Source organism: Microbacterium sp. RU1D (genome assembly GCF_900156435.1).
Classification (GTDB): domain Bacteria; phylum Actinomycetota; class Actinomycetes; order Actinomycetales; family Microbacteriaceae; genus Microbacterium.
This window is the reverse complement of the sequence record NZ_FTPQ01000002.1, coordinates 418,546-433,149: the sequence shown is the minus strand read 5'-3', so window position 1 is coordinate 433,149 and position 14,604 is coordinate 418,546. Positions and strand designations below refer to the sequence as shown.

Sequence of the window (14,604 nt, the reverse complement as noted above, 5' to 3'; positions counted from 1 at the left end):
CGTTGCCGTATCGTTTCGCGCGGCCTTGACAGGGGGCGTCTGTTACTCGACGCGGAACAACAGCATCGACGCGCCCGCCACGGCTACCACGTCCCCCGGGGCGAAGCGCGCCTCGGCGCTGTCGGGGGCCTCGTCGGCGCTGGACCAGAGGGCGACGTAGGCGACGCCCGCTTCGCCCTCGATCTCCGGCAGCACGATCTCGGTGTCCTTTTCGGTGCCGTGCACCACGAGCAGCACCCGGTTCGGCGCCTCGTCCTCGGGCGTCGAGGTCGCCAGGTACTGCAGGGTGCGGTGCGCGGGGTCGTTCCACCGGTCGCTCGACATGGTCTCGCCGTGCTCGTCGAACCACTCCATGACGGATGCCGACGGGATGCGCTCCCCGAGTCGCGCGAACCGCCGCGGACGCAGGGCAGGGTTGTCCCGCCGTACCTGCAGCAGTCGCTGCGTGTGCGCGAACAGGTCGCGCTGCCACGGCGCGAGGTCCCACGACAGCCAGGTGAGGGCGGAATCGTGGCAGTAGGCGTTGTTGTTCCCGCGCTGCGTGCGTCCCATCTCGTCGCCCGCCGTGATCATGGGCACGCCCGCCGAGAGCAGCAGCGTCCCCATGAGATTGCGCATGGCCTTCCGCCGCGTGGCGAGCACGCGCTCGTCGGTCGTGCGACCCTCGGCGCCGTGGTTGAAGGAGCGGTTGGTGTCGGCGCCGTCGCGGTTCTGCTCCCCGTTGCCGAGGTTGTGCTTGACGTCGTACGACACGAGGTCGCGCAGCGTGAACCCGTCGTGCGCGGTCACGAAGTTCACGCTCGCGAGGGGCCCGCGGTCTTCGCTGAAGGTGTTCGACGATCCCGCGAGCCGGGTGGCGAACCCTCCGACGCCGACGGGGGCGGTGTCGGCCCGGCGCGCGTAGTCGATGTCGCTGAGCCAGAAGTTGCGGACGCGGTCGCGGTAGCGGTCGTTCCACTCGAGCCATCCGGGGCCGAAGTTGCCCGTCTGCCACCCGCCCATGCCGACGTCCCACGGCTCGGCGATGAGCTTCGTCCCCGCCAGCCGTTCGTCGTCGCGGATGGCCGTGAGCAGCGGGTGGTCGGGGGTGAACGAGTGCTGCGCGTCGCGACCCAGGGTGACCGCCAGGTCGAAGCGGAAGCCGTCGATCTGCACGTCTTCGGCCCAGTAGCGCAGGGAGTCCAGGACGAGCCGGGCCGCGGCATCCGTCGAGGTGTTCAGCGCGTTGCCGCACCCGGTCTCGTCGATGTAGACACCCTCGGCGCTCTGTCGGTAGTAGGCGCTGTTGTCGATGCCGCGCAGGCTCGTGCGCGGCCCGCCGATGCCCTCTTCCGCGGTGTGGTTGTAGACGACGTCGAGCAGCACCTCGAGACCGGCCTCGTGCAGGAGCTTGACCATCCCCTTGAATTCGCGAAGGACCGCATCGGGGCCTTCGGCGCGGCTGGCGGCCGTGGCGTACGGCGCGTGCGGGGTGAAGAAGTTGAGGGAGTTGTAGCCCCAGTAGTTCGACAGTCCGAGCTGCAGCAGGCGCGGCTCGGTGGCGAAGGCGTGCACGGGGAGGAGCTCGACGCTGGTGACCCCGAGCGAGAGCAGGTGATCGATCATGGCCGGGTGCGCGAGGCCCGCGTAGGTGCCGTGCAGGGCCGGAGGGATGAAGGGATGCCGCTTGGTCAGGCCCTTGACGTGTCCCTCGTAGATCACCGTGCGGTCCATCGGCACCCGCGGCTTGGACGACGATCCCCAGTCGAACGATCCCTCGACCACGACCGAGCGCCAGTCGCCGAAGCCGCCCGAGACGAGTCCGCGCGAGTACGGCTCGATCAGCAGCGACTGCGGGTTGAAGGTGTGACCCGGGCCGTGCGGTCCGCCGACGCGGATCGCATAACGTGCTCCGGGCCGCAGGAGCGGCGTCGACGCCTCGAAGACGCCGTCGCCGGCCGGGGTCATGGTGATGGTCTCGGTCGCCCAATCGAGGTCGACCTCGTCGAAGAGGAGCAGCTGCATGGCATCGGCGGCGCCCGACCACACGCGGAGGGTTCCGCCGTCGGGACCCAGGCGCACCCCGAGGTCGTCGAGGGCGGGGCTCAGCAGGCTCGGGCGGGCGGCGGAGCGGGCGGGCAGGACAGTCTCGGGTCGGACCATGCGTCTTAGGCTAGTGAAAGCGGACGGCGGAACCGGGAGGGTGGCGGATGCGGGTCTACCTCGATCACGCAGCGACGACGCCTCTTCGCGCAGAGGCGCGGGAGGCGTGGCTCGCCGCACACGAGGTGCTCGGCAACCCCTCCTCGATCCATGGCGCGGGGCAGGACGCCCGCCGTCTCCTCGAGGACGCCCGCGACACCCTCGCCGGGATCCTCGGATGCCAGAGCATCGAGGTGGTGCTCACCTCCGGTGGCACGGAGGCGGCGAACCTCGCCCTGAAGGGGCTCTGGTGGTCGCGCGCGGCCAGCACCCGTGCCGTGGTGCTGCCCGACGGTGAGCACCACGCGACCCTCGATGTCGTCGGGTGGCTCGCCGCGACCCAGGACGCCGACGTCCGCGCCGTGCCGCTCGACGGACTCGGTCGCATCGACGCCGAGGCCTTCGCCGCCGCTCTGCCGGGCGCCGCCCTCGCGACCGCGCTCGTGGCCAGCAACGAGGTCGGGACGATCCAGGATGCCGCGGGCCTGGCCGCCGCGGCATCCGGTGCCGGAATCCCCCTGCACCTGGACGCGGTCTCGGCGCTCGGGCAGATCGCCGTCGACTTCGGCGCCTGGCGCGGGAACGGTGCGGGTAGCGGGGGCCTGGTCGCGCTGTCGGTGTCGGCGCACAAGGTCGGCGGACCGGTCGGCGTGGGGGCGGCCGTCGTTTCCCGGCACGCCGCGATGACTCCGCTGCTGCACGGGGGCGGCCAGCAGCGCGGGCTCCGCGCCGGCACGCAGGACGTGGCGGGAGCGGCCGCGTTCGCCGCCGCGGCGACGGCGGCCGAGGCCGAGCGCGAGAGGGAGAGCGCGCGCCTGAGCGCGCTGCGCGATCGCCTGGTGAGCGGCATCCTGCAGTCGATTCCCGGCGCGCGGCTGCTCGGCGCCCCCGATGGACGTCTGCCCGGCAACGCGCACGTGCTCTTCCCGGATGCCGCCGGCGAGACGCTGCTGTTCCTGCTCGACATGGCGGGGGTCGCGGTCTCGACCGGATCGGCCTGTCAGGCGGGGGTGGCGGAGCCCTCGCACGTGGTCCTCGCCCTCGGCCTCGACGATCGCGCGGCGCGCTCCGTGCTGCGGTTCACCCTCGGGCACACCTCCACGGCCGACGACATCGAGGCCGTGCTCGCCCGGCTCCCCGACGCGTACGCGCGGGCCGTGGCATCCGGTGTCTCCGGTGCCCGATCGGCATCCGGCGCCCGTCCAGCGGGGCGTTCGTAGACTGGGACGATGCGAGTTCTGGCGGCGATGAGCGGTGGCGTGGACTCCGCGGTGGCGGCGGCCCGCGCCGTGGAGGCCGGTCACGACGTCGTCGGCGTGCACCTCGCGCTGTCGCGCGCGGGGGGAACGCTGCGCGCCGGCAGCCGCGGCTGCTGCACGATCGAGGACGCGATGGACGCGCGCCGTGCCGCCGACAAGCTCGGGATGCCGTTCTACGTGTGGGACTTCTCGGAGCGCTTCCGCGACGACGTGATCGAGGACTTCGTGTCGGAATACCGCGCGGGTCGCACGCCCAACCCCTGCATGCGGTGCAACGAGAAGATCAAGTTCGCGGCCCTCCTCGAACGCGCGATCGAGCTCGGCTTCGACGCGGTCTGCACCGGTCACTACGCCACCCTCGTCGACACCCCCGAGGGGCGCGAGCTGCATCGCGCGTCCGACAACGCGAAGGATCAGTCGTACGTGCTCGGCGTGCTCACGGCCGAGCAGCTCGCGCACACCTACTTCCCGCTCGGCTCGACCCCCTCCAAGGCGGTCGTGCGGGCGGAGGCCGAGGCGCGGGGACTCACCGTCGCGCACAAGCCCGACAGTCACGACATCTGCTTCATCCCCGACGGCGACACGCGCGGCTGGCTCGCCGACAAGGTCGGCGCGGAGCGCGGGGAGATCCTCGACCGCACCGGCGCCGTCGTGGGCACGCACGAGGGGGCGCACGCCTTCACCGTCGGTCAGCGACGAGGGCTGCAGCTCGGGGTTCCGGCATCCGACGGCAAGCCCCGGTTCGTGCTCGAGGTGCGGCCGGTGAACAACACCGTCGTGGTGGGACCGAAGGAAGCCCTGGCCTGCAGCGAGATCGCGGGGGAGCGCTTCACCTGGGCCGGTCGCGCGCCGTCCGAGACGACGTTCGCATGCGACGTGCAGATCCGGGCCCACGCCGACCCGGTGCCGGCCGAGGCGGTGCTCGAGGACGGGGTGGTGACCGTCCGTCCCGAGACGCCGTTCGACGGCGTCGCTCCCGGCCAGACCGCCGTGTTGTACGACGGGACGCGGGTGATCGGGCAGTTCACGATCGATCGGACGGTGTCGGCGGTGCCGATCGAGGTCTGACGCGCTGTCGGGGCAAGGCCCCGAGCGATGTCGGAGCCCCTCCCTAAGCTGGATGCCGTGAGCGAGCACGACCAGCTACCCGACCTGACCCTCGACGAGGCACGCGCCGAAGCCGCCGCGCTGACGCAGCGCATCGTCGACGCGCGCGAGGCGTACTACGGCCGCGACGCCGAACTCGTCGACGACGCGACCTACGACGGGTGGATGCACCGGCTCGAGGCCGTCGAGCGGCTCTACCCCGAACTGCAGGGGCAGGACAGCCCCACGCAATCGGTGGGGGCGGCCGAGGCGACCGAGCTCGTCACGATCGAGCACGCCGAGCGGATGCTGAGTCTCGACAACGTCTTCTCCGCCGACGAGCTGCGCGACTGGGCGGTCAAGACGCAGGCCGCGGCCGGGCGGAGCGTGCAGTGGCTGAGCGAGCTGAAGATCGACGGTCTCGCGATCAACCTGCGGTACGAGAACGGTGTGCTGACGTCGGCGGCGACGCGGGGCGACGGCCGTGTCGGCGAGATCGTGACCGAGAACGCGCTGCGGGTGACCGGTATCCCCCGCGAGCTGTCGGGCGAGGGGCACCCGGCACTCGTCGAGGTGCGGGGCGAGGTGTTCATCCCGGTCGCGGCCTTCGAGAACCTGAACCGTCTGCAGGGCGAGTACCGTGAGCGCGCGATCGGCGAAGCCCGCGAGCGTGCCGCGGGGCGACGCGGCGGGAGGGCGTTCGACCAGGAGAAGGCCGAGCAGGCCGCGGCGCGCCGGTTCCCGGCTTTCGCCAACCCGCGAAACGCGGCGAGCGGCGGACTGCGTCAGCAGATCGAGAAGAAGAGCGGCCTCGAGCTCGAGGCGGGACTCGCCCGCATCGCCTCGCTCTCCCTCTACGTGCACGGCATCGGCGCGTGGGCCGATCCACCGGTGGCGGCCCAGAGCGAGATCTACGACCTGTTGAAGGAGTGGGGTCTGCCGACCTCGCCCTACAGCAGGGTCGAGAAGTCGATCGACGGCGTGCTCGAATTCGTGGCCCATCACGGCGAGCACCGGCACGACGTGGAGCACGAGATCGACGGCGTCGTCGTCAAGGTCGACGAGCTCGCGCTGCACGACGAGCTCGGCGCCACCAGCCGGGCGCCCCGCTGGGCGATCGCGTACAAGTACCCGCCCGAGCAGGTCAACACGAAGCTCCTCGACATCGTCGTGTCGGTGGGGCGGACGGGCCGGGCGACGCCGTTCGCGGTGATGGAGCCCGCGAAGGTCGCCGGCAGCGTCGTGCGGCAGGCGACGCTCCACAACCAGGACGTCGTGAAGGTCAAGGGCGTGCTCATCGGCGACACCGTCGTGCTGCGCAAGGCCGGCGATGTCATCCCCGAGGTGCTCGGTCCCGTCGTCGAGCTGCGCGACGGCAGCGAGCGGGCGTTCGTCATGCCCGCGGACTGCCCCGAGTGCGGCACGCCGCTCCGGCCGGCGAAAGAGGGCGACATCGACCTGCGGTGCCCGAACGCGCGCTCGTGCCCGGCGCAGGTGCGTGGCCGCGTCGAGCACATCGGCTCGCGCGGCGCGCTCGACATCGAGGCACTCGGCGAGGTGACCGCCGCCGCCCTCACACAGCCCGAGGTGCCCGAGCGGCCGCCGCTCGACACCGAGGCCGGGCTCTTCGACCTCACCATCGAGGAGCTGGTCCCCATCGAGGTCGTCGTCCGCGACTCCGAGACCGGCGAGCGGAGGGTCGATCCCGACACGGGGGAGCTGGTGCGACGCGCACCGTTCCAGAAGCTCGGTCCCGCCACCTACCCGCCGGGATCCGAGGACCTCGACCCCGCCGAGCGTCGTCGTCGCGGCATCCGGAAGGACTTCCGCGAGGTGCGACCGTCCGAACAGGCGGTCAAGCTGGTCGCCGAGCTCGAGAAGGCGAAGACGAAAGACCTGTGGCGCCTTCTGGTCTCGCTGAACATCCGCCACGTCGGCCCCGTCGCGGCGCGTGCCCTGGCGCAGTGGTTCGGTTCGCTGGATGCCATCCGCGCGGCCTCCCGCGAAGAGCTCGCCGCCGTCGAGGGGGTCGGCGGGATCATCGCCGACGCCGTGATCGACTGGTTCGAGGTGGACTGGCACCGGGAGATCGTCGAGCGCTGGGGCGCTGCCGGGGTCCGCTTCTCGATCCCCGGGCACCCCGGACCCGGTGCCGCCGCCGCGGCCGGGGGAGTGCTCGCCGGCCTCACGGTCGTCGCGACCGGCTCGCTCGACGGCTACACGCGCGAGGGCGCCCAGGAGGCGATCATCTCGGCCGGCGGCAAGGCCGCGTCCAGCGTGTCGAAGAAGACCGACTTCGTCGCTGCCGGTCCCGGCGCCGGGTCGAAGCTCGCCAAGGCGGAAGAGCTGGGGCTGCGCATCCTCGACGCGGCGCAGTTCAAGGTCCTCGTCGAGCAGGGACCGGCGGCGCTCGACGGCGCGGCGCCGGAGGACGGCGCGGACGCCGAGGAGTCCGGGGCCGCCGACTGAGGCGGAAAGGGCGGGGCCGCAGCCCGGCCCTTCGTGGCCTGGGTGCGCCGTCCTGGCCTGCGAGGCCGCAGCCCCGCCCTTGCCGGCACGGGGGCCTCAGCGTCGCCGTCGCGGCCCGCGAGGCCCCAGCCCCGCTGTCCTCGGCCGCGAGGCCGTAGCCCCGCCGTCCTGGCCCGCGAGGCCCCAGCCCCGCTGTCCTCGGCCACGAGGCCGCAGCCCCGCCGTCTTGGCCCGAGAGGCTGCAGCCCCGCCCTTGCCGGCGCGGGGGGCCTCAGCGTCGCCGTCGCGGCCCGCGAGGCCCAGCCCCGCTGTCCGCGGCCGCGAGGCCGCAGCCCCGCCATCCGGGCCAGCGAGGGCGCAACCTTGCCGTCCCCGCCCACGGAGCCGCGGCCCCGCCTTCTCCGGTTGCGCGGCCGGTCAGCCGGCGCAGGCGTTGCCGGCCTGCGTGAAGCTCTCCTGCAGAGCGGTGACCTGCTCGCTCAGCCCGCTCGCGGTGCTCGGGTCGGCCATCACTCCCTCGAGGAACGTGACGTACTGGCTCAGCGTCTGACTGGCGTTCTGGGCGACGGGGGCGATCTCGTCGTTCGTGATCTGCGAGAAGTCGCCCTGCACCTTGGTCGCGAGTTCCTTGAAGCGGTCGACCGCCGCCTGCGGGTCCGAGGTGTCGATGTCGCTGCTGGCCGCGGTCACGTCGTTGAACGACGCGATGATGATCTGGCAGGCGTCCTGTGTGGACTGCTCCCCGGCAGGCGCGACGGTCGACGAGGTCGGTGACGGGGCCGGGCTCGACGCGACCGGACTCGGTGCCGTGCTCTCCTGAGCGGCGGAGTCGGCATCCGAAGAGCCTCCGCCCGAACACCCGGCCAGCAGCAGAGCGGCGGCGGCGACGGCGGCGAACGAGGCGCGCTTGATGATCATGTGATTCCCCCCAAAGGTCACGGTCGGGCCCGGGATCGGCCCATCGCCTCACCGTATCGACGCGTCGGCGAACGGTCGGATTTTCCTGCGCCCCTTGCGCCCAGCCGGTTCCGCGGTGCAGGAGTCAGCGGGAGAGCAGTTGCTCGCGCACCTGGCGGCGCAGAACCTTGCCGATGAGCGAGCGCGGCAGCTCGTCGACGACCATGATGCGACGCGGCACCTTGTACGGAGTCAGGATGCCGCGCGCGAACGCCCGCACCGCTTCGACGTCGAGCTCGCTCGGGGAGGTCGGCACGACCGCCGCGACGACCTCCTCACCCGAGTGCTCGCTCGGAAGCCCCACCACCGCGACGTCGGCGACGCCGGGGTGCTGGCGCAGCACGTTCTCGACCTCGGTCGGGGCGACGTTGAAGCCGCCGGTGATGATGAGCTCCTTGATGCGGTCGACGATGCGGACGAAGCCGCCTTCGTCGATCGTTACGATGTCGCCGGTGCGGAACCATCCGTCGACGAACACCTCCTCGGTCTCCTCCGGCTTGCCGTAGTAGCCCGAGAACACCTGCGGTCCCCGCACGATGAGCTCCCCGCGCTCGACATCCGTGCGCGGGTCGTCGGGATCGACCACACGGCATTCGGTGCCCGGAAGCGGAAGGCCGACCGTGCCCGCGACGCGGTTGTCGGCTACGGGGTTGGCCATCAGCACGGGGGAGCACTCGCTCAGCCCGTACCCCTCGACGAGGTATCCGCCCGTGGCCTTCTCGAAGGGCACGACCAGCTCGTGCGGCAGTGCCATGGCGCCCGAGATGGCGACGTCGGTCCCCGCGAGCGACACCCCCTGCGCCCGGGCGGCGGCCAGCAGCCGTTCCGCGATCGGCGGGACGAGCGGTAGGAACGTCGCGGGATGCTTCTTCGTCACGGCGAGCACGAGGTCGGCGTCGAACTTCGGGAAGAGCACGAGCCGGGCGCCCATCGACATCGCGAACGTGAGGCAGAGCGTCAGGCCGTAGGCGTGGAACATCGGCAGAACGGCGTACACGACGCATCCCTCGCCCCGCACGATCTGCGGCACCCAGGCCCGCGCCTGAGCGGCGTTGGCCAGCAGATTGGCGTGGGTGAGCATGGCGCCCTTCGGGGTGCCGGTGGTGCCGCTCGTGTACTGGATGATGGCGAGATCCGACGACACCGGGCGCGGATGCGAGGCGGGCAGTGGATCGTGCCGGACGAGGTCGTCCCACTCCACCGCGCCCTTGGTGGCGGCGTGCAGCGCGGCGCGCGACTCGCGCGCCTTGGCGACCGGCAGCCGCAGCGCGAGACGCGTCGTCCACGGCATCGCCCGGGTCACGTCCACCGAGATGAGGGTGGTCAGACGCAGATCGGCGGGGAACTCCTGCACCGTCGCCACGACCTTGCTCCACACGATCGCGTGCTTCGCGCCGTGGTCCTCGAACTGCTTGCGCAGCTCGCGCGGGGTGTAGAGCGGGTTGTGCTCGACGACGACCGCCCCGAGCCGCAGCACGGCGTAGAACGCGACGATGTGCTGCGGGCAGTTCGGCAGCACGAGCGCCACCGGGTCGCCGGCGCGCACGCCGTGCGCGGCGAGGGCCGCTGCGGCGCGTGAGATCTGCTCCGACATCTCGGCGTAGGTGGTCTCGCGTCCGAAGAACTGCAGGGCCGGCGCATCGGGATAGTCGCGCGTGGAGGCGTCGACGATGTCGAGGAGCGAGCCCGTCTGGGGCTCCAGATCCTCGGGCACCCCCGCGGCATAGCTCGAGGTCCAGGGGCGCGGCGGATCGAAGCTCGTCACCCAGCCAGCCTAGGGCGGCGCTCCGGCGGAGACCAGGCCGCTCGCGACGGGGAGGAGACCGTCTGCGAACTAGACTCGGGGGGTGTCTGAAATCACTCCTGATCTCGTGCGCCATCTCGGTGTGCTCGCCCGGATCCAGTTGAACGACGAGGAGGTCCAGAGCCTCACCGGGCAGCTGGATGCCATCGTCGACAACATCGCGAAGGTGTCCGAGGTGGCGACGCCCGACGTGGCCGCCACGAGCCACCCGATCCCGCTCGAGAACGTGTTCCGGCCCGACGCCGTGCAGCAGCAGCTCACGCGCGAGCAGGTGCTGCAGAATGCCCCGGATCAGGCCGACGGCCGGTTCCGGGTCACGGCGATCCTGGGGGAGGAGCAGTGAGCGATCTCACACGTCTGACCGCGGCCGACCTGGCCGCCAAGCTCGTCTCGTCCGAGGTGTCGAGCGTCGAGGCGACGCAGGCGCATCTCGACCGCATCGCCGCCGTCGACGGCGACGTCCACGCGTTCCTTCACGTGAGCGACCACGCCCTCGAGGTCGCGGCCGACATCGACCGTCGCCGCGCGGCGGGCGAGGAGCTGCACGAACTCGCGGGCGTCCCGCTCGCCGTCAAGGACGTGCTCGTGACGACCGACATGCCGTCCACCAGCGGATCGAAGATCCTCGAGGGCTACATGTCGCCCTACGACGCCACGGTGGTCGCCCGCTCGCGCGCGGCCGGTCTCGTGCCGCTCGGCAAGACGAACATGGACGAGTTCGCGATGGGCTCCTCGACCGAGTTCTCGGCGTACGGACCCACCCGCAACCCGTGGGACCTCGACCGCATCCCCGGAGGTTCCGGCGGCGGGTCGGCGGCGGCCGTCGCCGCGTTCGAGGCGCCCCTGGCCCTCGGCTCCGACACCGGTGGATCCATCCGTCAGCCCGCCCACGTCACCGGCACGGTGGGCGTCAAGCCCACGTACGGCGGGGTCAGCCGCTACGGCGCGATCGCCCTGGCATCCAGCCTCGACCAGGTCGGCCCCGTCACGCGCACGGTGCTCGACGCGGGACTCCTGCACGACGTCATCGGCGGGCACGACGCCAACGACTCCACCTCGCTGTCCGACGCGTGGCCGTCGTTCGCCGCCGCGGCCCGCGAGGGCACGACGGGAGAGGTCCTGAAGGGCCTCAAGGTCGGCGTCATCCGCGAGCTCGACGACCGCGGCTTCCAGAAGGGCGTGTCGGATTCGTTCCGCGCGTCGCTGGCGGCCATGGAGGCGCAGGGCGCCGAGATCGTCGAGATCAGCGCCCCGCACTTCGAGTACGGGGTCGCCGCGTACTACCTGATCCTCCCCGCCGAGGCATCGAGCAACCTCGCGAAGTTCGACTCGGTGCGCTTCGGCCTCCGCGTCACGCCGCAGGGCGCCCCGACGGTCGAGAACGTGATGGCCGCCACGCGCGACGCCGGCTTCGGTCCCGAGGTGAAGCGCCGCATCATCCTGGGCACCTACGCGCTCTCGGCGGGCTACTACGACGCCTACTACGGCAGCGCCCAGAAGGTGCGCACGCTCATCCAGCAGGACTTCGACGCCGCGTTCGCGCACGTCGACGTCATCGCGACGCCCTCGGCGCCGACCACCGCCTTCCGCCTCGGCGAGAAGCTCGACGACCCGTTGCAGATGTACCTCAACGACGTGACCACGATCCCGGCGAACCTCGCCGGCGTCCCCGGTATCTCGATCCCGAGCGGCCTGGCGGAGGACGACGGCCTGCCGGTCGGCATCCAATTCCTCGCCCCCGCCCGCGAGGACGCGCGTCTGTACCGCGTCGGCGCGGCGCTCGAGGCGCTGCTGGTCGACCAGTGGGGCGGTCCCCTCCTCGACCGTGCCCCTTCTCTCACGAACGGAGCGTCGCTCTGATGGCGAAAGACGCACTCATGGACTTCGACGAGGCGCTCGAGCTGTTCGAGCCCGTCCTCGGCTTCGAGGTGCACGTCGAGCTGAACACCGCGACCAAGATGTTCTCGTCGGCGCCGAACCCGGCGAACGAGGCGAACCACGGCGCCGAGCCGAACACGCTCGTCGCCCCGGTCGACATGGGTCTGCCGGGCGCGCTGCCCGTGGTCAACGCGGAGGCGATCCGGTCCTCGATCAGCCTGGGCCTGGCCCTGGGCTGCTCCATCGCGCCGTCGAGCCGGTTCGCGCGGAAGAACTACTTCTACCCCGACCTCGGCAAGAACTACCAGATCTCGCAGTACGACGAGCCGATCGCCTTCGAGGGCTCGGTCGAGGTCGAGCTCGAGGACGGCACGATCGTCACCGTGCCGATCGAGCGCGCGCACATGGAGGAGGATGCCGGCAAGCTCACCCACATGGGCGGGGCGACCGGTCGCATCCAGGGCGCCGAGTACTCGCTCGTCGACTACAACCGCGCGGGAGTGCCCCTGGTCGAGATCGTCACCAAGCCGATCTTCGGCGCGGAGCACGCAGCCCCCGCGCTGGCGAAGGCGTACGTCGCGACGATCCGCGACATCGTGCGAGGTCTCGGCATCTCCGAGGCGAAGCTCGAGCGCGGAAACCTCCGCTGCGACGCCAACGTCTCGCTGCGCCCCCGCGGCCAGGAGAAGCTCGGCACGCGCACCGAGACGAAGAACGTCAACTCGATGCGCTCGGTCGAGCGCGCGGTTCGCTACGAGATCCAGCGTCAGGCCGCGATCCTCGCCACGGGCGGAACCATCACGCAGGAGACCCGTCACTGGCACGAGGACACCGGCCGCACCTCTCCGGGGCGACCGAAGTCGGATGCCGACGACTACCGCTACTTCCCCGAGCCCGACCTGCTGCCCGTCGTGCCCGCGCCCGCGCTGATCGAGGAGCTGCGCGCCGCGCTCCCCGAGCCGCCGGCCGCGCGCCGTCGCCGGCTGAAGGCCGAGTGGGGCTTCACGGATCTGGAATTCCAGGACGTCGCGAACGGCGGTCTGCTCGACGCGGTCGCCGACACGATCGCCGTCGGAGCCGCTCCCGCCGCCGCCCGCAAGTGGTGGACGGGCGAGATCACCCGCGTCGCCAACGCCCAGGAGCGCGACGCCGCCGACCTCGTGTCGCCGGCGAACGTCGCCGCCCTGCAGAAGCTGGTGGATGCCGGAACCCTCACCGACAAGCTCGCGCGTCAGGTGCTCGAGGGTGTCATCGCCGGCGAGGGCACCCCGCAGGAGGTTGTCGACGCCCGCGGGCTCGCCGTCGTCTCCGATGACGGCGCGCTTATCGCCGCGATCGACGACGCCCTGGCCGCTCAGCCCGACGTTCTCGCGAAGATCCGCGACGGCAAGGTGCAGGCCGCCGGCGCCGTCATCGGCGCGGTCATGAAGGCGATGAAGGGCCAGGCCGACGCCGCGCGCGTGCGAGAGCTCGTCCTGGAACGCGCCGCCCAGTAACACCCCGGATGCCACGACCCCGGCGGATCCGCGCCGCCGGGGTCGTGGCATCCGTCGTTCCCGACCCGAGAGCCGCTCGCGGCCGATGTCGGAGGTCCGAGAGACAATGGATGCCATGGGACGAGGTGACGGGACGGGGCGGATTGTCTCGCGCCCCGACGCCGACGACACCGGCACCGGCATCCTGCACGTGGACATGGACGCGTTCTTCGCGTCGGTCGCGGTGCTTGATGACCCCTCGCTCGCCGGCAAGCCGCTCATCATCGGCGGTTCCGAGGGACGCGGGGTCGTCTCCAGCGCGTCGTACGAGGCGCGTCGCTACGGCGTGAAGTCGGCGATGCCGGTCGCGATCGCCCTGCGCCTGTGCCCCACCGCGATCGTGGTGAACCCGCCCTACCACCGCTACACCGAGATGTCGCGGCAGGTGATGGCGATCTTCCACGACGTCACGCCGCTGGTCGAACCCCTCTCGATCGACGAGGCGTTCCTTGACGTGCGCGGTGCCCGGCGGCTGTGGGGGAGCCCGGTCACGATCGCGCGAGGGTTGCGCGCCCGCGTGCTCGCGGAGACCGGCCTGACCTGCAGCATCGGGGTGGCGGCCACGAAGCACGTCGCCAAGATGGCCTCCACCATCTCCAAGCCCGACGGACTGCTCATCGTGGCGGCGGCCGACACCGAGGCGTTCCTGCGGCCGCGGTCCGTCCGCGCCCTGTGGGGCGTCGGGCCCAAGGCGGCCGAGGCGTTGGAGTCGCGTGGCATCCGGCTCATCTCCGACATCCTTGACACTCCGCGCCACGCGCTCGATCAGGTGCTGGGCGCGGCGATGGGGGAGCGCATCTGGCATCTGTCGCGGGGCATCGACGCGCGCGAGGTGCACACGGGTCGGGCCGAGAAGAGCGTCGGCCACGAGGAGACGTTCCACACCGACATCTCCGACACGCGCACGCTCCACGTCGAGCTGCGTCGTCTCGCCGACCGGGTCGGCGCGCGCCTGCGCACACAGCAGTACGAGGCGGCGACCATCTCGATCAAGGTGCGCTTCTCGGATTTCACCACGCTGAGCCGCTCGCGCACACTGCCCGAGCCCACATCGGTGGGCCAGCGCATCGGCGACGCCGCGATCGAGCTGTTCGACTCGATCGATCGTCGGCAAGCGGTCCGGCTCGTCGGCGTGCGCGGCGAGAAGCTCAAGCCCGCCGCGATGGCCGCAACCCTATGGGACGACGACGCCGAGTGGCGACGGGTCGAGGGTGCCCTCGACGGTGCCGCCGCGCGCTTCGGGCGCGGAGCCGTCACCCGCGGGTCGCTCCTCGGCCCGTCCCGCGGCGGCGGCGCTCTGCCGACGAACCCTCGGCCGTCGTACGAGCACTGACGACCGGCCACGGGCCTGTCACGAACCGCGGCGCGGTGCGCCGCGCTGCCGTTCGGCCACGGCCCTCGCACGAGCCGCGGCCGGCGCGCAACGCCCCTGCCG

The 14,604-nt window shown here is 71.8% G+C and carries 10 protein-coding genes; 7 read left to right on the top strand and 3 right to left on the bottom strand.

The genetic code is table 11. The annotated features are described in order from the left end of the window. Positions 1 to 42: 42 nt before the first annotated feature. Positions 43 to 2,142 (bottom strand): glycogen debranching protein GlgX, encoded by a 2,100-nt coding sequence (gene glgX / locus B0B15_RS10805; protein ID WP_083708983.1) that lies wholly within the window; start codon positions 2,140 to 2,142, stop codon positions 43 to 45. 47 nt (positions 2,143 to 2,189) lie between these two features. On the opposite strand from glgX, the gene B0B15_RS10800 reads away from it, so the two are divergent. The 3 genes from B0B15_RS10800 to ligA are packed head-to-tail and all read left to right on the top strand — an operon-like array spanning position 2,190 to position 6,995. Next, positions 2,190 to 3,401: a cysteine desulfurase family protein gene (locus B0B15_RS10800; protein WP_076675952.1), complete on the top strand. Its 1,212-nt coding sequence runs from the start codon at positions 2,190 to 2,192 to the stop codon at positions 3,399 to 3,401. 9 nt (positions 3,402 to 3,410) lie between these two features. After that, positions 3,411 to 4,508, top strand: coding sequence for a tRNA 2-thiouridine(34) synthase MnmA (mnmA, locus tag B0B15_RS10795; protein WP_076675950.1), 1,098 nt, complete (start codon positions 3,411 to 3,413; stop codon positions 4,506 to 4,508). Positions 4,509 to 4,565: 57 nt separating this feature from the next. Further along, entirely contained in the window at positions 4,566 to 6,995 is a 2,430-nt protein-coding gene (gene ligA / locus B0B15_RS10790) for an NAD-dependent DNA ligase LigA (RefSeq protein WP_076675948.1), read from the top strand. 417 nt (positions 6,996 to 7,412) lie between these two features. Here ligA and B0B15_RS10785 read toward each other — a convergent pair whose 3' ends face one another. Together B0B15_RS10785 and B0B15_RS10780 are read right to left on the bottom strand one after the other, a co-directional pair. Beyond that, a complete protein-coding gene (locus B0B15_RS10785; protein WP_076675946.1) occupies positions 7,413 to 7,913 on the bottom strand; it encodes a hypothetical protein in 501 nt (166 codons plus the stop codon). A gap of 124 nt (positions 7,914 to 8,037) precedes the next feature. Further along, positions 8,038 to 9,717, bottom strand: coding sequence for a long-chain-fatty-acid--CoA ligase (locus B0B15_RS10780; RefSeq protein WP_076675944.1), 1,680 nt, complete (start codon positions 9,715 to 9,717; stop codon positions 8,038 to 8,040). Positions 9,718 to 9,799: 82 nt separating this feature from the next. Here B0B15_RS10780 and gatC point away from each other — a divergent pair, with 82 nt between their 5' ends. The 4 genes from gatC (at position 9,800) to B0B15_RS10760 (ending at position 14,502) form a co-directional block, all read left to right on the top strand. Next, on the top strand, positions 9,800 to 10,099 hold the full coding sequence (gene gatC, locus B0B15_RS10775) for an Asp-tRNA(Asn)/Glu-tRNA(Gln) amidotransferase subunit GatC (RefSeq protein ID WP_076675942.1): 300 nt from the start codon (positions 9,800 to 9,802) through the stop codon (positions 10,097 to 10,099). Beyond that, positions 10,096 to 11,616, top strand: coding sequence for an Asp-tRNA(Asn)/Glu-tRNA(Gln) amidotransferase subunit GatA (gene gatA / locus B0B15_RS10770; RefSeq protein WP_076675940.1), 1,521 nt, complete (start codon positions 10,096 to 10,098; stop codon positions 11,614 to 11,616). Before gatC ends, gatA begins: the two co-directional genes overlap by 4 nt. After that, positions 11,616 to 13,130, top strand: a complete 1,515-nt coding sequence (gatB, locus tag B0B15_RS10765; protein WP_076675938.1) for an Asp-tRNA(Asn)/Glu-tRNA(Gln) amidotransferase subunit GatB — start codon at positions 11,616 to 11,618, stop codon at positions 13,128 to 13,130. Before gatA ends, gatB begins: the two co-directional genes overlap by 1 nt. Positions 13,131 to 13,245: 115 nt before the next feature. Continuing rightward, entirely contained in the window at positions 13,246 to 14,502 is a 1,257-nt protein-coding gene (locus B0B15_RS10760; RefSeq protein ID WP_076675936.1) for a DNA polymerase IV, read from the top strand. The last annotated feature ends 102 nt before the right edge of the window (positions 14,503 to 14,604 follow it).